19 protein-coding genes are annotated in these 19,702 nt (G+C 69.4%); 8 read left to right on the plus strand and 11 right to left on the minus strand.

Annotated elements, in window-relative coordinates:
* From ON39_RS01405 to ON39_RS01420, 4 genes are all read right to left on the minus strand, one after another.
* Positions 1–477, minus strand: a 477-nt coding sequence (locus ON39_RS01405; RefSeq protein ID WP_040729857.1) for a Mur ligase family protein, incomplete at its 3' end; no start/stop codon positions are given.
* 59 nt (positions 478–536) lie between these two features.
* Positions 537–1,172, minus strand: coding sequence for a pyridoxamine 5'-phosphate oxidase family protein (locus tag ON39_RS01410; RefSeq protein WP_040729859.1), 636 nt, complete (start codon positions 1,170–1,172; stop codon positions 537–539).
* Between the two features lie 61 nt (positions 1,173–1,233).
* The gene (locus ON39_RS01415) at positions 1,234–3,009 is read right to left on the minus strand and encodes a hydroxysqualene dehydroxylase (RefSeq protein ID WP_040729861.1); all 1,776 of its coding nucleotides are present in this window, start codon (positions 3,007–3,009) and stop codon (positions 1,234–1,236) included.
* Positions 3,010–3,202: 193 nt separating this feature from the next.
* Positions 3,203–4,150, minus strand: coding sequence for an EamA family transporter (locus ON39_RS01420; protein ID WP_051186186.1), 948 nt, complete (start codon positions 4,148–4,150; stop codon positions 3,203–3,205).
* A gap of 132 nt (positions 4,151–4,282) precedes the next feature.
* On the opposite strand from ON39_RS01420, the gene ON39_RS01425 reads away from it, so the two are divergent.
* The gene (locus ON39_RS01425) at positions 4,283–5,194 is read left to right on the plus strand and encodes a LysR family transcriptional regulator (RefSeq protein ID WP_040729887.1); all 912 of its coding nucleotides are present in this window, start codon (positions 4,283–4,285) and stop codon (positions 5,192–5,194) included.
* 61 nt (positions 5,195–5,255) lie between these two features.
* Here ON39_RS01425 and ON39_RS01430 read toward each other — a convergent pair whose 3' ends face one another.
* Both ON39_RS01430 and leuA read right to left on the minus strand, forming a co-directional pair.
* Complete coding sequence (locus tag ON39_RS01430; RefSeq protein WP_246002970.1) at positions 5,256–6,965, minus strand: MinD/ParA family ATP-binding protein; 1,710 nt, start codon at positions 6,963–6,965, stop codon at positions 5,256–5,258.
* 254 nt (positions 6,966–7,219) lie between these two features.
* Positions 7,220–9,013 carry a 2-isopropylmalate synthase gene (gene leuA / locus ON39_RS01435; RefSeq protein ID WP_040729865.1) on the minus strand — a complete coding sequence of 598 codons (1,794 nt, stop codon included), beginning with the start codon at positions 9,011–9,013 and terminating at the stop codon, positions 7,220–7,222.
* A 237-nt stretch (positions 9,014–9,250) separates the two neighbouring features.
* Between leuA and ON39_RS01440 the strand changes: the two genes are divergently transcribed.
* The 4 genes from ON39_RS01440 to ON39_RS01455 all read left to right on the plus strand — a co-directional run bounded on the left by ON39_RS01440 (position 9,251) and on the right by ON39_RS01455 (position 14,469).
* Positions 9,251–10,018 carry a sulfite exporter TauE/SafE family protein gene (locus ON39_RS01440; RefSeq protein WP_040729867.1) on the plus strand — a complete coding sequence of 256 codons (768 nt, stop codon included), beginning with the start codon at positions 9,251–9,253 and terminating at the stop codon, positions 10,016–10,018.
* A gap of 156 nt (positions 10,019–10,174) precedes the next feature.
* The gene (locus ON39_RS01445; RefSeq protein ID WP_040729869.1) at positions 10,175–11,794 is read left to right on the plus strand and encodes an alpha/beta fold hydrolase; all 1,620 of its coding nucleotides are present in this window, start codon (positions 10,175–10,177) and stop codon (positions 11,792–11,794) included.
* A 139-nt stretch (positions 11,795–11,933) separates the two neighbouring features.
* Entirely contained in the window at positions 11,934–13,556 is a 1,623-nt protein-coding gene (locus tag ON39_RS01450; RefSeq protein WP_040729888.1) for a GMC oxidoreductase, read from the plus strand.
* Positions 13,557–13,626: 70 nt separating this feature from the next.
* A complete protein-coding gene (locus tag ON39_RS01455; protein ID WP_051186188.1) occupies positions 13,627–14,469 on the plus strand; it encodes an ion transporter in 843 nt (280 codons plus the stop codon).
* Here ON39_RS01455 and ON39_RS01460 read toward each other — a convergent pair.
* From ON39_RS01460 to ON39_RS01475, 4 genes are all read right to left on the minus strand, one after another.
* Positions 14,447–15,658: a low temperature requirement protein A gene (locus ON39_RS01460; RefSeq protein ID WP_040729870.1), complete on the minus strand. Its 1,212-nt coding sequence runs from the start codon at positions 15,656–15,658 to the stop codon at positions 14,447–14,449. The genes ON39_RS01455 and ON39_RS01460 overlap by 23 nt on opposite strands.
* 89 nt (positions 15,659–15,747) lie before the next feature.
* On the minus strand, positions 15,748–16,218 hold the full coding sequence (locus ON39_RS01465; RefSeq protein WP_040729872.1) for an SRPBCC family protein: 471 nt from the start codon (positions 16,216–16,218) through the stop codon (positions 15,748–15,750).
* Between the two features lie 161 nt (positions 16,219–16,379).
* A complete protein-coding gene (locus tag ON39_RS01470) occupies positions 16,380–16,565 on the minus strand; it encodes a DUF1918 domain-containing protein (protein ID WP_040729873.1) in 186 nt (61 codons plus the stop codon).
* Between the two features lie 64 nt (positions 16,566–16,629).
* A complete protein-coding gene (locus ON39_RS01475; RefSeq protein ID WP_040729875.1) occupies positions 16,630–17,217 on the minus strand; it encodes a TetR/AcrR family transcriptional regulator in 588 nt (195 codons plus the stop codon).
* Between the two features lie 57 nt (positions 17,218–17,274).
* Here ON39_RS01475 and ON39_RS01480 point away from each other — a divergent pair, with 57 nt between their 5' ends.
* Positions 17,275–17,850, plus strand: a complete 576-nt coding sequence (locus tag ON39_RS01480; RefSeq protein ID WP_040729877.1) for a dihydrofolate reductase family protein — start codon at positions 17,275–17,277, stop codon at positions 17,848–17,850.
* 27 nt (positions 17,851–17,877) lie between these two features.
* Complete coding sequence (locus ON39_RS01485; protein WP_040729879.1) at positions 17,878–18,453, plus strand: dihydrofolate reductase family protein; 576 nt, start codon at positions 17,878–17,880, stop codon at positions 18,451–18,453.
* A 49-nt stretch (positions 18,454–18,502) separates the two neighbouring features.
* On the opposite strand, the gene ON39_RS01490 is transcribed toward ON39_RS01485, so the two are convergent.
* Entirely contained in the window at positions 18,503–19,108 is a 606-nt protein-coding gene (locus tag ON39_RS01490; RefSeq protein WP_040729880.1) for a dihydrofolate reductase family protein, read from the minus strand.
* 159 nt (positions 19,109–19,267) lie between these two features.
* On the opposite strand from ON39_RS01490, the gene ON39_RS01495 reads away from it, so the two are divergent.
* A partial coding sequence (locus tag ON39_RS01495) for an AAA family ATPase (RefSeq protein WP_040729883.1) occupies positions 19,268–19,702 on the plus strand: 435 nt, incomplete at its 3' end.

Here is a 19,702-nt window from a genome sequence, read left to right on the forward strand (position 1 = left end):
GGGGTGCCTGGCCAGGCCCGCGCGCAGCCTGCGCTCGATCATATTGATCTCGCCGACCCGGTCGAGCTGGTCGCGGCTCAGGTTGAGCAGCACGACCGCGGCCGGGTTCAGCGCGTCGGTGACGTGCGGCAGGTGCAGTTCGTCCACCTCGATGGCGGCGATCCGTGCGGCGCGGTTGGCGCTGAGCGCGGCCACGATGCCCGCGTCCATATTCGCGCCGTCGGCCTGGGTGGCGACCGGGCCGAGCGTGCTGAGCGCCGCGGTGGTCATCCTGGTGGTGGTCGACTTGCCGTTGGTGCCGGTCACCAGCACCGTGCGCCGGCCACGGCCGAGCTGGTCCATGATCGTCTTGTCGATCCGCAGCGCGATGAGCCCGCCGATCATCGATCCCTTGCCGCGCCCCGCCTTCTGCGAGGCCCACGACGCCGCCGCGGCTGCCCGCAGCGCGATTCGCCCGCGCACCGAAATGTCTGTCACGCCGCGAGTCTATGTTCGCCGCGCGCCACCGGCTCGGCCCGGGCCGGTGGCGTAGCCCACTAACCTTGGTAGAGCTTGCTGTCGTAGTTGGCGGGCGCGTAATGACGCTCGAGCTCCTCGATGGTCTCGGTGGTATCCCTCTGCACCTCTTTGACCAGGTGGGCCCAGGACGGCAGGCTGTCTTCGGGCCACTGCTCCGGCTGCCAGAGGTGGCTGCGCAGGAACGCCTTCGCGCAGTGGAAGAAGATCTGCTCGATCTCGACCTCTACGGCGAGGATCGGGCGGTGGCCGCGCACCACCATGTCGTCGAAGTAGGGCGCGTCGCGGACCAGCCGGGCGCGGCCGTTGATCCGCAGGGTCTGGCTGCGGCCCGGGATGACGAACAGCAGGCCGACGTGCGGGTTGTCCAGGATATTGAGGTAACCGTCGGCGCGCCGGTTGCCGGGGCGCTCCGGAATGGCGAGGGTCCGGTCGTCGAGGACCCGCACGAAGCCCGGCGGGTCGCCCTTCGGCGACGCGTCACAGTTGCCCGCGGCGTCGCTGGTGCTCATGACGAGAAACGGCGTGGCCGCGATCCAGTCCCGATCCCGCGGATGCAGCGTGACCCGCTCCTTGTTCGCCGCGCGGGGGTTCACCTCGCCCAGCAGTCGCCGCAGTTCGGCGGGGTCGGTCAGCTGTTCGGTGGTCTCGCGCATACCCGATTCAAGCATCGTCCCCGCGCGCGAAACCGGTTATGCGAGCAGGAGTTCGGTCACATCAGAGCTGAACGTCGAACATGTTCGGCGCGCCCGCGGCGTAGCGATCCGCGTCGACGCGGCGCAGCGGCTCGAGCTCGGCGGCGCGGTACAGCGTGAACATCCGGCAGCGTTCGGCCGTCGAGCCCGCCACGTCCAGCAGCGCGTTCACCGCGGCCCTGGCCGACTCGTTGGCGCCCTCCATGGTGGCCAGGTCCACGTTGGTTCGCACGTAATCGCCTGCCAGGAAGAGGTTTTCGAGCGCACCATGCGGCTCGGGACGGAACTCCCACGAGCCTGCGGTATTGATCAGCAGCGGGTCGGCGTTGGCGTTGCGGCGCTGCGCCTCCTGCCAGGTGATGCCGGGGTCGAGGAACCACGAGTGCAGGTCGGCCTCGCGCAGCAGCTCGCCGCGGTCGTTGAGGTGCGCGGCCAGCTGCGCCCAGACCTCCCTGGCGATCTCGTCGCGGGTGCACTCCTTGGCCGGCTTGCCGTACAGCATGCCGGGGGTGTTCCAGTCGGAGATGTCGACCGAGAGGCAGTCCTGCACGGTGCCGTCGCCGAAATCGGTGAATTCGCGCGCCCACACCTGGTTCTGGTTGATCGAGGTGAGCGCCCACGGGGCATCGATGTAGGCGGTGTGGCCGCGGGAGATATCGGCGGGCCTGCGCAGATAGAACTGGATGCCGTTCATCCAGTCGGTGACGAGCCCGTTCATCGCGGCCAATTCCGGGCGCACAGTGAGCACGTCGGGCGACCACAGGGCGCGCGCCTGTTCGGCGGGCAGGGCGACCACGAAGTAGTCGGCGTCGACGGTGCGCTGCGCGCCGGCGGAGTCGGTGATGCGGGCCGAGGCGATCCTGCGGTCGCGCACGTCGAGACCGCGGACCTCCGCACCCAGCTCGAACCGCACGCCGAGCTCGCGCAGCCGCCGCAGCCACGGCTCGATCCAGACGGCGTTGGTCGGGCCGTTCAGCACGCGGTCCAGGCCGCCGTCGTTGCCGATCTCGGCCGGGTTGCCGAGGAACTGCTCGCCCATGTTGCCGATGGTGCGGACGCTGGCGACCTCCTCCTTCGCCGCGACCATGATGCTGGTCAGGGTGCGCGAGAGCAACGCGCGGAACTCGTGCGAACGCGCGTGGCCGCCGACGTAGTCGCGCCACGCCGTGCGCTCCCACTGGCCGAGGCGACGGGCGTCGCAGCTGCTGTTGAACACGAGCAACCGATTGGCGAAGTACACGCCCTCGTTGGCGGGCATGTTCAGCGCGGTCGCGAGCGCCGCGCCGACAGTTTCCCGAAAACTGTCCGGGGCGAAGGCCGCTCGCGATCGAGCGCCGAGCGGCAGCCGGAAGTCGTCGCCGCCGCGCCGGGCGAAGCGTGCCTCCGGTACCGCGACCAGGTTGTTCCACACCCCGTTCCGGTTGTCCGCGAAGGGGATTCGCCGCATGGTGTCCGGCACGTGCTGATAGAAGCCGGGGAAGAAGCGAAAGCCGTGTTCGCCGGGGAGATCCGGCCTGCCGCCGGTGCCGGTGCCGGGCACCGGCACGCTGCGCGCCTTGCCGCCCCAGGCGCGTCGCTCGAAAACCGTTACCTGGAAACCGCGTTCGATCAGTTCGTGTGCCGCGGTCAGTCCCGCCACGCCACCGCCGAGTACCGCGACCCGCCTGCCGCCGGGATCACCCGCGGCAGGCCCCGATCTCAGCACACCGGCCGTCAGTGCCCCCGCTGTCGCTACCCCCGCCACAGCCGTTCCGCGAAGCACTGCTCTCCGCGATACGGTCCACCGATGTTCTGCCATGCGCCGCTCTGTGCCTAGCCTCGGGACCTTTGTTACACGTTGTCACTACTGTAAAGCGGCAGGTCCGCATAGGCGTACCCGGCCCGTGCCGAGTCCGAGGTGAAGGCTGGTTCGTTACGGCGGATGTGAGCTTAGCGAGGTCGATGATCGAATGGGCAAACTCGCACCGACGGCTTCGGTAAACCTAAGCGGCTCAAGCTTTGACGAGTTGCGGTGCGCCCGCCGCGGCGTCGAGTTCGGCGGCCTGGGCGGCGTCGACCGTCCGGCGCTTGCCCGAGGTCGCGGCGAACGCGCCGACGATCACGATCACCCCGCCGACCAACGAGAGCGGCGTCGGGGTCTCGTCCAGGAACGCCCACGCGGCCGCGATGCCGACGACCGGCACGAGCAACGTGAATGGGGCGACGATGCCTGCGGGGTAGCGGCTCATCAGATATGTCCACAGCCCGCTGCCGATGACGGTCGCGATCACGGCGATGTAGGCCAGCGCGACCAGCGCGGGCCAGCCGGCCGCGGAGAACGAATCCGCCAGCGCGCGCGGGCCTGCGGCCGGGCCCTCGGCCGCAGCGGACAGCGCGAACAACGGCAGCGGCGGGACGACGGCGATCCACAGCGTCAGGTGCAGGGTGTTGATGCCGGGCGATTCGACGGAGGCCCGGCGCGCGCCGATATTGCCGAAGGCCCAGCCGAGCCCGCCCGCCAGCGTCAGCAGCACCGGCAGCAGCGAGGCGTGCTCGAGGCGGTCCCAGCCGATCACCGCCATGCCGGTCATCGCCACCGCGATCCCCGCGACCTGCACCGGCCGGATGCGTTCGCGCAGGAACAGCGTGCCGAGCAGCACGGTGAACGGCGCGGAGGACTGCAACACCAGCGAGGCCAGCCCGGTCGGCATGCCCGCGCGCATCGCGGTGAACAGGAAGGCGAACTGGAGGGTGCCGAAGCCGGTGCCGTACAACAGGATCCAGCGCATCCGCACCTTCGGGCGCGGGACGAACAGCAGCACGGGGACCGCGATCACGGCGAAGCGCAGCGCGGCGAAGAAGAAGGGCGGGAAATGGTCGAGCCCCACTCGGATGGCGAGGAAGTTGAGCCCCCAGAGGAGAACGACGGTCAGTCCGAGCAGGCGGTCACGCGTGGTCACGCAGTCAATCGTGAGCGATGCGAATCATCGGAACAATCGAATTGATATGCACAATTACTGTAGATTTACTTCATGATCGAAGGGTCGCCGCCGGGCAGGCAACCGGCGGCTGACCGGCCGGATGGCCCGCCCATGTCGATCGAGCGACTTCGGGTGCTGCGCGAGTTCGCCGACCGGGGCACCATCGCGGCGGTCGCCGCGGCGCTCTCGATGACCCCGTCCGCGGTGTCCCAGCAGCTCAAGGTGCTCGCCAGGGAGGCGGGCGTCGCGCTGCTCGAGCCGGACGGCCGCCGCGTCCGGCTGACCGACGCGGGCCAGGCGCTCGTGGTGCGCGCGGACGAGGTGCTGGCCGCGATGGACCGGGCCGTGGCGGAGATGGCCAACTATCGGGGCTCGCCGCGCGGCCGGGTCCGCGTCGCCGTGTTTCCCTCGGCGGGCGCGCTGCTCCTGCCGGAGGTGCTGCCCGCGCTCTCGGACAGCGGCGTCGACCTGATCGCCAGCGACGTCGACCTGCCGCCCACCGAGGCCGCCCGGCTGCTCGCCGACTTCGATGTGGTGCTCATCCATCGCGACGAGCGGTCCGCCCCCGTCGCCGACCCACGCGTCGCCGTGCAAGCTCTGATGCGCGAACCCATCGATGTCGTTGTTGCGCCGACACATCGGCTGGCCGGGCGCGTGGTGGTGGCCCCCGAGGAACTGGCCGACGAGACCTGGCTGAGTGTGCGCGGCGGCTACCCGATCGACGATGTGCTGCGCTCGATCGCGACGCTGACCGGCGTGCAGCCCCGGATAGCGCAGCGTCTCAACGACTTTCGTGTCATCGAGGCCTTGGTCGTCAAGGATTACGCCGTAGCGCTCATGCCGCGCTACTCGGTCGCCCACCCCGAACTCTCGCTGCTTCGCCTCACCGGCGTCCGCGCGGCCAGGATGTTCGAGCTCGCGACGCGTCCCCGCGCCGAGCGCAGCCCGGCCATCACCGCGGTGCTCGCGGCCTTCCACGATGCCGCGGCGAACGTCACCGCCGAGTCCGCGCCCCGGCGCTGACTCCGGGAAACAGCGCGGCCCGGCGCTGTAACACGCCAGGCCGCAACGGGTTTCGCTGTCGTCAGTGTCCCATCGGCCCGGGGTGGTGGTACTGCTGCGCGCCGACGTAGCCGAAGTCGTCGGCGACCATCGCGGCCAGTTCCAGCAGCGCCCGCCGGGTCGGCTTGCTCACCAGTTCCAGGTCGATCTCCGCGCCCTCGGCGAGGTGATCGTCGAACGGCACCACCTGGACCGCGCGGGTGCGGTCGAGGAACAGCTTGCGGAGCTGGTCGAGGTCGACCGTCGAGGCGCCGCGGCGCGAGGCGTTGACCACGACGACGGTGCGCTCGACGAGCTTGCCGTAGCCGTGGTGGTCCAGCCAGTCCAGCGTGGCCGAGGCGCTGCGCGCGCCGTCGATGGCCGGCGAGGTGACCAGCACGAGCGAGCTCGCCATGTCGAGCACGCCGGCCATGGCCGAGTGCATCAGGCCGGTGCCGCAGTCGGTCAGGATGATGTTGTAGAACGACTGCAGGATGCCGATCGCCTTGCGGTAATCGGCCTCGCTGAACGCCTCGGAGACGGCCGGATCCTGTTCGCTGGCAAGCACTTCCAGTCGGCTCGGCGCCTGCGAGGTGTGCGCGCGCACGTCCGAGTACCTGCTGATGTGCTGGTCCTCGAGCAGGTTGCGCACCGTGGAGCGGGTCTGGCGCGGCACCCGGTGGGCGAGCGTGCCGAGGTCGGGGTTGGCGTCGATGGCGATGACGCGGTCGCCGCGCAGCGAGGCGAACGTCGAGCCCAGACCGACCGTGGTCGTGGTCTTGCCGACGCCGCCCTTGAGCGAGAGGATCGCGATCCGGTAGTCGCCGCGCACCGGCTGATTGACCCGGTCGACGAGGTCGCGGTAGACGATGTCGGCCGCGGACTCGCCGGGGTTGAGCACGCCGCCGGTGGCCTTGTGCACCGCGCGCCGCCAACCGCTGCGCGGCGCGCGACGGGCGCGCTTGAGCAGGTTCAGATCGTTGACCGAGTGGCCGGGCTGGCCCGGCGCGGGCACGTGCTGCGGCTGGAACGGCTGCGCGGGCTGATGCGGGTTCGGCCCACCCTGCCAGCTCGGCGGCGGCACCTGACCCATCGGCGGCCCGGGCGGTTGCTGACCCATCGGCGGTGGCGGCGGCTGGTACGCGGGCGGCGGAGGCGGCTGATGGGTCACCGGCGGGGGCGGCGGGGCCCAGCTGTAGATCGGCCCGCTCGGCTGTTCGGGTTGCGGCGCAGCGACTTCGGCGTGCTCCTGCGGCACCCGGCGGACCAAGCCGTCGGGGCCGATCTCCTGCCGGTAGTCGCCGTAGCCCGGATTCTGCGGCTCGGGGGCGATCTGGTGGCTACCGCTGTGCGAGGCCACCGGCTGATACTGGCCGGTCTGGTACGGCTCATATGCGCCGGGTGGCGCGAACGGTCCCGCGTTCGCCGGGGCGTAGCCGCCGTACTGCTCAGTGGCGCCGTACGGCTCCGGGGTTGCCGGCGGCGCGAATCCCTCGCTCGGAGCGTAGGGCTGCGGCGGCGCCGTGTGCGAGTAGGACACCGTCTGGTCCGTCGAGCCGCTGAATTCCGGCTCGGCCGTGTCCTTCTCCGGTTTGTCCGGCGTCTCGGCGGACTCGGACTCCGTCACGTCCACGTCGCCGGGCTGCTCGGCCGACGAGTCGGCGGCCTGCTCCGTCTCGGCGCCGTCGGCCGTGTCCACCGCTTGACTCTGCAGCCAGGGCGGTGAGGTCGGGTTGTGGTCGTTTGTTGTCACAGTTCCCCCATCTGCTCGGGACTACGAGCAGAGAGCTCGGCGCTTGAGTGCGAAACCAACGCTAGCACGGGGTTCGCGGGCTCGCGTCGCGGTATGGAAGGCAGTCGCGAGCGCGCGGGCACGCGGCCGCCCCGACGGCCGCGCCGTCGATATCCGCTCTCCGACACCAAGATCGAGAGCCGGGCGCGGGGATGATCAACGATCCCCGCGCCCGGCTCCGCTGTACTCGGTCGGCCGATAATCCGACGCCGCGCTCAGTGCGCGCGGTTCACCGCGGAGACGACCGCGCGCAGCGACGCCGTGGTGATCGACGTGGCGATGCCGACGCCCCACACCACCTTCTCGCCGATCGCGCACTCCACGTAGGCGGCGGCCTGCGCGTCGTCGCCCGCGGACATGGCGTGCTCGGAGTAGTCCAGCACCCGCACGTCGAAGCCGACGGTGGCGATCGCGTCGATGAACGCGGCGAGCGGGCCGTTGCCGGTGCCGGTGATCTCCTGCTCGACCCCGTCGACCTTCACCACCACGGCGATGGTGTCGGTGCCGCCGTCGGTCTCCGCGGCGGTGACCTTCTGCCGGATCCGCTCCAGCGGCCGGATCGGGTTCAGGTACTCGTCGGCGAAGACGTCCCACATCTCCTTCGGGGTGACCTCGCCGCCCTCGCCGTCGGTGATCTGCTGGACCGCCTTGGAGAACTCGATCTGCAGCCGGCGCGGCAGCACCAGGCCGTGGTCGGTCTTCATGATGTAGGCGACGCCGCCCTTGCCGGACTGCGAGTTCACCCGGATGACGGCCTCGTAGGTGCGCCCGACGTCCTTCGGGTCGATCGGCAGGTACGGGACCGCCCAGACCATGTCGTCCACGTCGGTGTCGGCATCGTCGGCCGCGACCTTCATCGCGTCCAGGCCCTTGTTGATGGCGTCCTGGTGGCTGCCGGAGAACGCGGTGTAGACCAGGTCGCCGCCGTAGGGGTGACGCTCGGCGACCGGCAGCTGGTTGCAGTACTCGACCGTGCGCCGGATCTCGTCGATGTCGGAGAAGTTGATCTGCGGGTCGACGCCGCGGGAGAACAGGTTCATGCCCAGCGTGACCAGGCAGACGTTGCCGGTGCGCTCGCCGTTGCCGAACAGACAGCCCTCGATCCGGTCCGCGCCGGCCTGGTAGCCCAGCTCGGCGGCGGCCACCGCGGTGCCCCGGTCGTTGTGCGGGTGCAGCGACAGCACGATCGAGTCGCGCCGGGCCAGGTTGCGGCTCATCCACTCGATCGAGTCGGCGTAGACGTTCGGCGTCGCCATCTCGACGGTGGCGGGCAGATTGATGATCAGCGGTTTGGCCGGGGTCGGCGCGATGATCTCGGAGACCGCGTCGCAGACCTCCTTGGCGTACTCCAGTTCGGTGCCGGTGTAGGACTCGGGGCTGTACTCATAGCGCCAGTTGGTGTCGGGGTAGCGCTTCTCGATCTCCAGGCACAGCGTCGCGGCATCGGTGGCGATCTTCTTGACGGCCGCGCGATCCGCACGGAACACCACCTTGCGCTGCAGGATCGAGGTGGAGTTGTAGAAGTGCACGATGACGTTCTGCGCGCCGGCGCACGCCTCGAAGGTGCGCTCGATCAGCTCGGCGCGACACTGGGTCAGCACCTGGATGGTGACGTCGTCGGGGATCGCGCCGTCCTCGATGATCTCGCGGACGAAGTCGAAGTCGGTCTGGCTCGCCGACGGGAAGCCGACCTCGATCTCCTTGTAACCCATCCGCACCAGCAGGTCGAACATGCGGCGCTTGCGGGCCGGGCTCATCGGGTCGATCAGGGCCTGGTTGCCGTCGCGCAGGTCGACGGCGCACCAGCCGGGCGCGGTGTCGATGATCCGGTCCGGCCAGGTGCGGTCGGGCAGGGTGACCGGCTCGACCTCCTCGGCGAACGGCCGGTACCGGAAGGTCGGCATCGAGGAGTTCTTCTGCGCGTTCCAGGCGGGCTGGTCGGCGGGGCCGGGCTTGGACGGCGGCGTGATGGTGCGCGAGCCGGATACGAAGGCGTCAGCAGGGGACATGGCGATTTCTCCGAGGGTGTGGTGTTTCCCAAAGGGCGGGTCGACCGGCGCGGCAAAACCCCGCGACGGGAGCCGGTCCGATCAGACCCCGTCGCGGCGGCTGAGAAGAAGTGCCCGCTGCATGATGTCGGCGAGTTTACCGTGTGGCATTACAGCTGCGGAACCCCGGTCCCGTCGTCGGGTCATCCGGCCGTGCCGCTAGCGTTCCGGCCGGAAATACATCGAACGGATTTGCTCATGACTTGGCTGGAACAGCTCGCGGTCTTCGGCGCGGGCATCGCGGCGGGCGGCATCAACACCATCGTCGGCTCGGGCACCCTGATCACCTTCCCGGTGCTGCTCGCCTTCGGCCTGCCGCCGGTGACCGCGAACGTGTCCAACACCATCGGCCTCGTCCCCGGCTCGCTGAGCGGGGTGCACGGCTATCGCCGGGAGCTCGCCGGTCAGCGGGAACGGTTGCTGCGCTTCGGCACCGCGTCGCTGCTCGGCGGTATCACCGGGGCGGTGCTGCTGCTCACGCTGCCCGCGACCGCGTTCAAGGCGATCGTTCCCGTGCTGATCGTCGCGGCCCTGGTGCTCGTCGTCGTGCAGCCGAAGCTGTCGCGATGGGTCAAGCAGCGGCGCGAGAACGGCGACAGTCCGGCGCCCAAGCACGGTGGCCCGATCCTGTTCGTGGCGATCTTCGCGACCGGCGTCTACGGCGGCTACTTCGGCGCCGCGCAGGGCGTATTGCTGATGGGGTTGCTCGGCGTCTTCGTGCACGACGACATGCAGCGGCTCAACGGCATCAAGAACGTGCTCGCGACGATCGTGAACGGGGTGGCCGCGGCGATCTTCATCGTCATCGCCGACGTGGACTGGCGGGCGGTGCTGTTGATCGCGCTCGGCTCCATCATCGGCGGGCAACTCGGTGCGAAGATGGGCAGGCGGATGCCGCCGACCGCGTTGCGCGCGGTCATCGTCGTGGTCGGCCTCATCGCGGTGGTCCGGCTGGTGATGTCCTAGGAGGTGGCGCGTGAGTTCGGCGAACCGCGACGGGGCGCCTCGACGGCGGGTCTCGGTGTAGTGGCGTCCTCGGGGTGCGTCTTACCGGACATCTCAGGGTGCAGTTCATCCCTGTGGCGGACGACGACCGTGCCGTTGCGGCACAAGATGATCGATATGCGTGGGTGGAGGATCGTCGTCGTCGCCGCACTGGCCACGACGCTGGCGGTGAGCGGTTGTGGCACACCGCAGAAGCATGAGCAGGCCGTCGCCGACCTCGTCGCCCAGGCCGACGCCGCGCCGACGCCTCGGCTGGATTGGGCCCCGTGCCAGGAGAAATCGCTGAGCCGGCTGCATTGCGCGACCGCGACGGTGCCGGTCGACTACGCGCACCCCGACGGCCCGACGCTCGGGCTCGCACTGGTCCGCCAGCCCGCGACCGATCAATCGCGCCGCATCGGCACCCTGTTCACCGCGGCGGGCGGGCCGGGCGGCTCCGGTATTCACTGGGCCGGTCAGGGCGAGATGTTCCCCGGCGAGATCGCCCGCCGTTTCGACGTGGTGACCTTCGACCAGCGCGGCGTCGGGCGCAGCTCGCCGGTGCGCTGCTTCGCCGATCCCGCAGCGGAGCAACGCTTTTGGGCCGGGACGCACATCCCGCCCGCGAATGCCGAGCAGGAGGCCGCCCAGGCGCGCCTGAGCCGGGAGTTCTCGGCGGGCTGCGCCGCGACCAGCGGGGCCTTGCTACCGCATCTCACCACCGTCGACGCCGCGCGCGACCTCGACCTGCTGCGCCGGGCGGTTGGCGATCGGCGGCTGACCTATGAGGGCGGCTCGTACGCGAGCTACCTCGGCGAGGTGTACGGCGCGATCTTCGGTGACCGCGTGCGCGCGCTGAGCCTGAGTTCGATGGTCGACCCGGACGCCTACACCTCCGACACCCGCGCCGAGGTCGCCGTCGCGGCGGAGGGGACCGACGAGGTGCTCTCGGAGTTCTTCCGGCTCTGCGCCCAGGCTGGTCAGTCGCGCTGCGCGTTCGCGGACGCGAGCAAGCCGCCCGCCGACCCCATCGGGCAGATTCGCAGCGACCAAAAGGCAAGTGGCGGAGAGGATCTGCGCGCCCGTGACAACGCACTGCTCGATCGGTTGCGGCAGGGGCCGATAGCGGTCGGCGAGGGGGAGCGGGCCCGCTCGGTCGCCTACGACGACGTGGTATCGCCACACACCCTGATGCTGTACGACCCCGAAAAGGGTTGGCCCGCACTGGCTCAACTCCTCGCCGAACTCGAGCGCGGCCCGGCGGGCAACCCCGAGGTGGTGGGCAAGATCCTGGACGCGAACGCGGTACCGCCCGGCTTCCTCGATTCGTACACCGCGATCTCCTGCGCCGACAACACCTTTCCCCGCGACCCCGACCAATGGCCCGCGATGGCAAGGGGTTTGGGCATCGACGGCGCGACCCTCAGCGCGTTCTGGCTGTACCTGCGCCAGCCGTGCGCCTCGTGGCCCCTCCCGCAGGGCGGCTACCCGCAGCGCTATGTCGGCCCGTGGATCCTGCGTTCGGACGTGCCCGCGCTGCTGTTCAACAACCGCTTCGATCCGGTCACCCCGCTGACCGCGGCGCGCAAGGCGCAGGAGGCGCTGGTCAACGCGCGACTCGTCGTCATCGAGGGCGGCTACGGCCACGACACCACCGTCGACTGCACGCGGCGGCTGCAGGAGCGTTACCTCGTCGACCAGCAACTGCCCGCGCCCGGCGCGACCTGTAAGGCGGATCAGGCGCCGTTCGCGGAGTAGGTGCCCGCGCCATCCGTCCGCGTGTGTCCGGCGCGACAACAAAGGGCGACAACGGTTGTGACGACCCGGCATCCACTGTTCAGCGGCCGGGAATACCGGTAATCTGCGCTCGGCCATGCGTGATGAGGGAGGTGGCTGGGTGCGTAGACGCGCCTTTTTCAAGGCGGCGGGTGCTGCCGCGCTGTTGGGAACCGCCGCGGCGACATTGCCCGCCGCCGGCCCTGCGGCCGCGGACCCGGCCTGGAACCTGCTGTTCCAATCCTGGGTGCCCGAGATCTTCGCCCCCCTGCCCGACCCGCCGGAGCACTCGCCCGCGATCGTGATCGGCTCCGGCTTCGGCGCTGCCGTCACCGCGCTGCGCCTGGCCGAGGCGGGCGTCGCCAACACGGTGCTGGAGCGCGGTTCGCGCTGGCCCAACGACCCGTGGCGGGAGATCTTCACCGGCGACGACCTGCCCGACGGCCGCGGTTTCTGGCACCGCACGCACTTCACCGGCGTGAGCAAGGTGCCGATGACCTTCGCCAGCTTCGGCGGCGTCCTCGACTGCACCACCTATCCCGGCATCGATGTGTGGCGCGCGGCTGCGGTCGGCGGCGGATCGGTGATCTTCACCGGCGCGATGGTCGCGCCCGAGCGCCGCTTCTTCGACCACGTCTTCGGCGGCACGGTCGAGTACGGCGAGTTGGACCGCGTCTACTATCCGCGGGTGCGTGAGATGCTGCGCCTGTCGCCGATGCCCGGCGACATCTACGCCGCGCGGCCGTTCGCGCACTCCAGGGCGTGGGACGATCAGGTGCGCAAGGCCGGCTACCAGCCGACGCCCAACGACTCGATCTTCAACTGGGACATCCTGCGCGGCGAACTGGCGGGCACCACCAGGGCCTCGGCCACCGCGGCCCGCAGCAACCTCGGCAACTCCAACGGCGCCAAGTTCGATCTCAACCAGAACTACCTGAGGTACGCCGAGGGCACCGGCCGATCCGCGATCTTCCCCGGCCATCAGGTGGAGTCGATCGCGCAGGAGCCGGGCGGCCGGTTCTCGGTCCGGGTGTCGAAGCTGGCGCCGACCGGCGAGGTGCTCGGCACCCGCACGCTCACCTGTGACCGGCTGTTCCTCGGCGCGGGCTCCATCGGCACCTCGGAACTGCTGGTGCGCGCGCAGGCGACCGGCACGCTGCCCAACCTCAACGAGCACATCGGCGACGGCTGGGGCACCAACGGCGACGTGGTGCTCGGCCGCGGCGCGAGCGCGCTGGCCGGTTTCGGGCAGGGCGTGCCGAGCGCGAGCCGCATCTTCGACGAGTCGGGCCTGCCGCTCACCCTGGAGAGCTGGTACATCCCCGGGATCCCGTTCGAGACGGGCGCGCTCGCCTCGCTCGGCATGGTTCTCGACCCGGCCCGCACGCGGTTCGGCTACGACGCGGCGGCGAACCGGGTCGGCCTGTCCTGGCCGACCAAGAACCGCGACGACATGGTGGCCGCGGCCCGCGCGGTGGACCGCCGGATCGCCGAACGAGCCGACGCCCTGCTCGAGTACGGCGCGCTCGGCTACGACGCGAACGCGCTGTTCACCGCGCATCCGCTCGGCGGGGCCGTGCTCGGCCGGGCGACCGACGGCTACGGCCGGGTGCACGGACATCCCGGCCTGTACGTGATGGACGGCGCCGCCATTCCCGGCAGCACCGGCACGGTCAATCCGTCGCTCACGATCGCCGCGCTCGCGGAGCGCAACATCGAGGCGATCATCCGCTCCGGCAAGTAGCGTTCCGGCCGCGTCGGGGTCGGGCCGACTACCCTCGGCCTCACCCGTTCGGCGTTGAAGGGACACCTAGGTGACAGCTGCGAGCAACACTCCGGTCGGCGCGGAGCTGCCGGAGGGCGACTACCCGCGCAAGCCGCCCGCGCTGTGGACCGACTTCCTGATGCTGGCGCTGGCGATCGTCTCGGTGGCGCTGGTCGCCTGGATCACCTTCTTCACCGTGTCCGATCGGACCTATCACGCGATCGTGCTCGTCGACTGGACCGTGTGCGGGGTGTTCGCGATCGAGTTCCTGTGGCGCTGGCGCAGAGCGGGCTGGCCGTGGACGTTCCCGTTCGTCTACTGGTACGAGATCCTCGGCATGATCCCGGTGACCAGCCCGTTCTTCCGCGGGTTCCGGCTGCTGCGGATCGTGGTGATCATCGTCCGGCTCGGCCGCGTCGCCGACCGGGTCTTCGGCGACCGGGTCACCGCGGCGCTGGTCAACCGGTTCGTGATGACGATCGTCGACACGATCAAGCGGCCGATGACCATCGCGGTGATGGACGAGGTCGCCGCGGTGATGCGCACCGGGCACTACACCCGCAATATCGCGGCGGCGCTGCAGGAGAACCGCGCCGAGATGGACGAGATGATCCTGGAGCTGATCAAGAAGGACCCGCAGGCCGGCCGGGTGCGCTACATCCCGTTCCACGACGACATCATCCGGCTGATCGCCGACACCACCTTCCGCATTCTGTTCCAGGTGCTGGAGGACCCGCGCACCGACGAACTGGTCTCGGATGTGTTGCGCGAGAACATCGATCAGATCCGTCTCGCCGTGCAACACGATGTGCGGGTGCCGCCGTCCGCGTACGGACCGACCCCCGCCGAGCACAGCGTGCGCCATCACCTCAGTCGGGTGCCCCGTGCCTGATCTCGTCCCGCGGCGCGGCGAATTTGACTGTCTCCCAGAGGATCAGCGCGCCGAGCACGGCGCACAGGATGGCCAGCGAGGCCAGCGCGGGCAGGGCGGCCGCCAGCGGGATCAGCGCGAGCAGCACCACGATCGTGATCACCCGCGGCACGCTGATCGCTCCTGTCGCATAGTGTTTCGCGCCGACCAACGCGATCAGATACAGCACGACTCCGCCGTACAACGCGAACAACGGAATTCCGTACAGCGCGTCTTTCAGCGTGTGATGTGAAGAGTCGCCGACATAGTAGAGGACTTTCTTCAAACCCAGTGAGAGCGCGATGATCCCGACGATCATCGGGAAATGCCAAAAGGTGTACGCTCCCCGCGCGATCTTGATCTGCCGCGCCCCGTCGGCGTGGTTCAGCTCGTGTTCGATCGACAGCGCCGCGACATCGAAATACGCCCACCACAGCAGTCCGGATACCGCGAGTCCGAGCAGCGCGCCCACCGCGATCGGCCACGAGATGGGCAGCCCGGCCACGCCGATACCGATCGAGACGATCGATTCACCGAGCGCCACAATGATGATGAGTCCGTACCGCTCGGCGAAATGGGTCGCCGAATTCAGTCGCCAGTCGGTGCCCGCCAGCAGGGTCCACAGGTAGTCGCCCGCGATCGCGGCGATCCACAATCCGATTTGTAGCGCGCCCGAGGTCGTGGCGGCGACCACGAGCAGCGTGGTGCCGATGGTGAGCGAGCCGATCGACCAGCGCAGCACCTGGGTGCGCAGCTGTTTGTCCTCGACACTGGCCAGCCAGAACATCACGACGTGCACGAGTCGCACGACGAGATAGGCGATGGCGAACACCAGCGGCCCGTACCAGCCGCCGGCCAGATCGTGGAAGGCCTCGGGAATGGTCAGCGCGGCCAGGAACGCCCCGCCCATCGCGACGAACATCCCGACCCTGGCGAAGCCCTCGTCCGCGCGGACCACGTTGCCGAGCCACGAGTACGCGATCCACAGCCACCACATCACGGCGAGCACGAGGAACGCGCGCAGCATGTTCTTCGCGCTGGTCTCCTCCGCCGCCAGGTCGGTGACCATGGTGAACGCGAAGACGAGCACGAGGTCGAAGAACAGCTCGAGCTGCGTCACCGACTGGCCTTCGGCCACCGGTTGAAGCCGAACCCGTTTGGTACCGATCATGGGCACATAGTCGCACCCGTTCCGCGTCCGCGCGTGCGCACGGCGCTGCGCGTCGCCCGATTTCGCGCAGAGCGAGCGGCTACCGGTTGTTATTCGTTATAGCTATACGGCTTCATTGTTTCCGGATCCGGAAATCCCTCGGCGAACTCGATGAAATTCTGCACGGCGATCTCGTGCTGTTTCCGCACGGTGCGCTTGAGCAGGAGGCCGGGCACGGGGATGGGCAGGTAGACCTCCGCGTGGAACCAGACGTCGCAGCCGTCGGCGCCGTCGGCGACCTCGAACCAGCCGCCGCCCTTCGCGCTCCTGGTGCTGTCGGTGACCTGCCAGGACGACCGGGTTTCGGTCCAATCGTATTCCAGCACTTGCAGATCGGAGCTGCCGAGCAGTTCGGTCTTGACGAAAACTCGGACCGGCCTTCCGGCTTCGTCACGTGATGCGACGCGGGCATCGGTATATCCCGGCGACCATTCCGGAAGCATTTCGACAGCTGCCAGCGCATCCATCACTTGCGCGGAATGGGCGTCGACGACGAATCGAATATCGGTTCTCGTGCGCATGCAAAACCTTCCGACCCCCGATGGACAACTGAGCCCGATTCTCTCTATGGGTTATCGGATTAGTCAACCTCGTCGTCATCGGTGATAGTCGGCGGGCGCGGGCCGTCCGCATTTGCCGAATCGTTCCTGCCGCGGCGTTCGCGCGCGCGGCGGGCGCGGTGTCAGGAAGCCGGTTCGATAATCGCGTCCGGCCCGGGATACACCAGTGATTCGTGCCCATCCGGGAAACGCACGAGGTAGGGCGGCGCTCCTTCCGCCCCGCGGACCTCGATGATCTCCGCTTGGCGATCAGCCTGGCCCACAACGTGTCCGTGCACGAGCAGTCGGTCTCCGACATTCGCCATCATCGACTCATTATCGGACGCCGGTGACGCGGGTCACAAGGATTCGGCGATGCGGACCAGACGGTCTTCAGCCGGTGACGACCCGATCGACCGCGGCCTCGATCAACTCCCGGCTCTGCTCCTCGGTGAACACGCCCGGCAGCGTGAGCCGGTCGACGATCAGCCAGTTCATCGCCAAATAGAGCAGCAGGACGGTCTTCTCGTCGCCGGGCAGTCCGGCGTCGAGGTGGTTGCGCACGTTGAACTCGACATCCGCGCGCACCCGATCGGTCAGCACCGCCCGCAGTTCCGGTCGCCGCGTCGCCTCGAGCCGCAACTCGAGCAGGGCGAGGTAGCCGGTGCGGTAGGCCTCGATGCGTTCGACTATGTCCCGCATCAGCTTCGCGATGTGCGCGCGGTTCTTCGGGCCGTCGGCCAGCTGCGCCATGGTGGCCGCGCTCGGCGCCAGCCGCTCGTAGAACCGGCTGCCGGCCTGCGTCAGTAGATCGTCGCGGTTGGCGAAGTAGTTCGACGCGGTGCCCGCGGGCACTCCCGCCTCCTTGTCTACCGCGCGAAAGGTCAGGCCGCGCGCGCCGTCCTTGGCCAGTACCTCGATCGCCGCGTCCAGCAGCGCCTGCCTGCGCTCGGGATTAGTCCGCACTTGACACCACTCCATCTGTAGTACTACCTTCAAACCACTACGTTCAGAGTACAACAGTTTAGGCGGTACCGAGTGCGCAAACTTGTCTACTACGTCGCGGTCTCCCTCGACGGCTACATCGCGGGCCCGGCGGGCGAGTACGACTTCTACCCGGTCGACGAGGCCATGGGCGCCGCCCTCAACGCGCGGTACCCGGAGTTCGTGCCGAGCTTCGTGCGCCCGCACTTCGGCATGGCCCTCGATGAACCGAACAAACGCTGCGACACCGTGCTCATGGGTCGCGGCACCTACGAGCCGGCCCTGTCCATCGGCGTGACCAGCCCGTACCCGCACATGAAGCAATATGTGGTCTCGGGCACGCTCGGCCGGATCGATGAGCCGGCCGTCGAACTGGTCGACGCCGACCCGCTCGGCCTGGTGCGACAGCTCAAAAAGGAAGCGGGACTTGATATCTGGCTGTGCGGCGGCGGCAACCTCGCCGCCCAGTTGCTCGGTGAGATCGACGAGATGATCATCAAGAGCTACCCGGTGGTGGCGGGCGGCGGCATCCCCGCCTTCGCCGGTGAGTTCCGGCCCACCCTTTTCGCGCCGGTCGAGCGCGCCGAGTTCGGCAACGGCGCGCAGGTCACCTGGTTCACCCGCGCCTGATCAACACCGCACGAAAGAGGTTCCCAGATGCGAAAACTCGTTTATTTCGTCGGCATGACGCTCGACGGCTACATCGCCGGACCCGACGGCGGGATCGACTTCTTCCCGCTGCCTGCGGATTTCACCGGATGGCTCGGGCGGGAGTACCCAGAGACCCTGCCCACCCACGCACGGGCGCATTTCGGGGTGGCGACGGACGCGCCGAATCAGAAGTTCGACACGCTGGTGATGGGCCGGGGGACCTACGAGCCCGCCCTCACCGCGGGGTTGACCAGCCCGTACTCGCACATGCGCCAGTACGTGGTGTCGGGCACGCTCGGCCGGATCGACGACCCGTCCGTGCAGCTGGTCGAGCGCGACCCGGTCGCGCTGGTGCGACAGCTCAAACAGGAAGCGGGCCTTGATATCTGGCTGGCCGGCGGCGGAAAGCTGGCCGCCGCCCTGCTCGGTGAGATCGATGAATTGGTGATCAAGAGCTACCCGGTGGTCGCGGGCTCCGGCGTGCCCGCCTTCGCGGGCGAGTTCCGCCCGACGCTCTTCGCTCCGACCGGACGCCGGGAGTTCCCCGACGGCAACCAGGTCACCTGGTTCGCCCGCGCCTGATCCGGCGACGGCTCGGCGGTCTGCCTCGCCGGCCGTCGCCGTCGGCGGCTCATTCGCCGCGGACGCGGTCGTAGACCAGGTACAGCGCACCGGTCTCGGTGCTGGACAGGTCGGTCAGCGACCAGCTCGACGCGGGCAGGCCGTCCTCGAACAGTCGCGCGCCCCCGCCGGCCACCTCCGGGCACTGCGTGATGGTGATCCGGTCGACCTCGTCCGCCGCCAGCAACGCCTTGATGACGCTGCTGCTGGCCAGCACCACGATGTCGCCACCCGGCTGCTCGCGCAGCCGCTTGACCGTCGCCACCGGGTCGGCGTCCGCGATCCGCGAGTGCTGCCACGGCGCCTCGGTCAGGGTGCTGGAGAAGACGACCTTCTCCACCTCGTCCAGCCACCGGCCGAAGGCGCGGTCGCGCGGGTCGGCGCTCTCGTCGGCGGCGACGGCCGGCCAGTATCCGCCGAAGCCCTGGTAGTTCTTGCGGCCGAGCAGCGCGGTGGTCGCCGCCTCGGTCATCCGCACCATCCGGTCGCGGCCGGTGTCGCTCACCGCGTGCGGCACGATCCAGCTCATGTCGTACTCGCCGCCCGGGCCGCTCACCCGGCCGTCCAGCGAGAGCGAGATGTTGGCGACGACCCGGCGGGTTCCTGTGTCGGTCATGGTCTTTCCTTCGTGTCGGTGACGCTGTCCGCGTCGGTGAGATAGATACTTCCGCCGCGTGGGTCACCGAACATCGGCCAAGTGGCCGATATGTGGCGGGCGAGGTGGCAGAGCGGCGGGGTCGCGTGGGCCGACGCGCCGTGTCAGACTGCTGACGCGATGCCAGACCCCGCCGACGCCCTGCCCGCCGAGCTCTCCTCGTTCATCGGACGCACCGAGGAGCTCGAGGCGATCGGTGCCGCGGTCGCGCCGGGCGGGCTCGTCACCCTCGTCGGCCCCGGCGGCTGCGGTAAGACGCGGCTCGCGCTGCGGGTCGCCCGCACCGTGTTCCATGCCTGGTCGGACGGTGTTCGCTGGGTCGCGCTGGAGGACGAGCACGACGATGCGGCGGTCGCGCACCGCGTCGCCGAGGCCCTCGACGTGCCGGTGCCCGCGGGCGCGGACCCCGTCGCGACCGTGGCGCGCGGCCTGGCCGACCGGCAGACCCTGCTGGTGCTGGACAATTGCGAGCAGCTGGGGGAGGGCGTCGCGGCGTTGGTCACCGGCCTGCTCGGGCGTTGTCCACAGGTCGGCGTGCTCGCGACCAGTCGCGCG

The organism is Nocardia tenerifensis NBRC 101015 (genome assembly GCF_000308715.1).
GTDB classification, from domain to species: domain Bacteria; phylum Actinomycetota; class Actinomycetes; order Mycobacteriales; family Mycobacteriaceae; genus Nocardia; species Nocardia tenerifensis.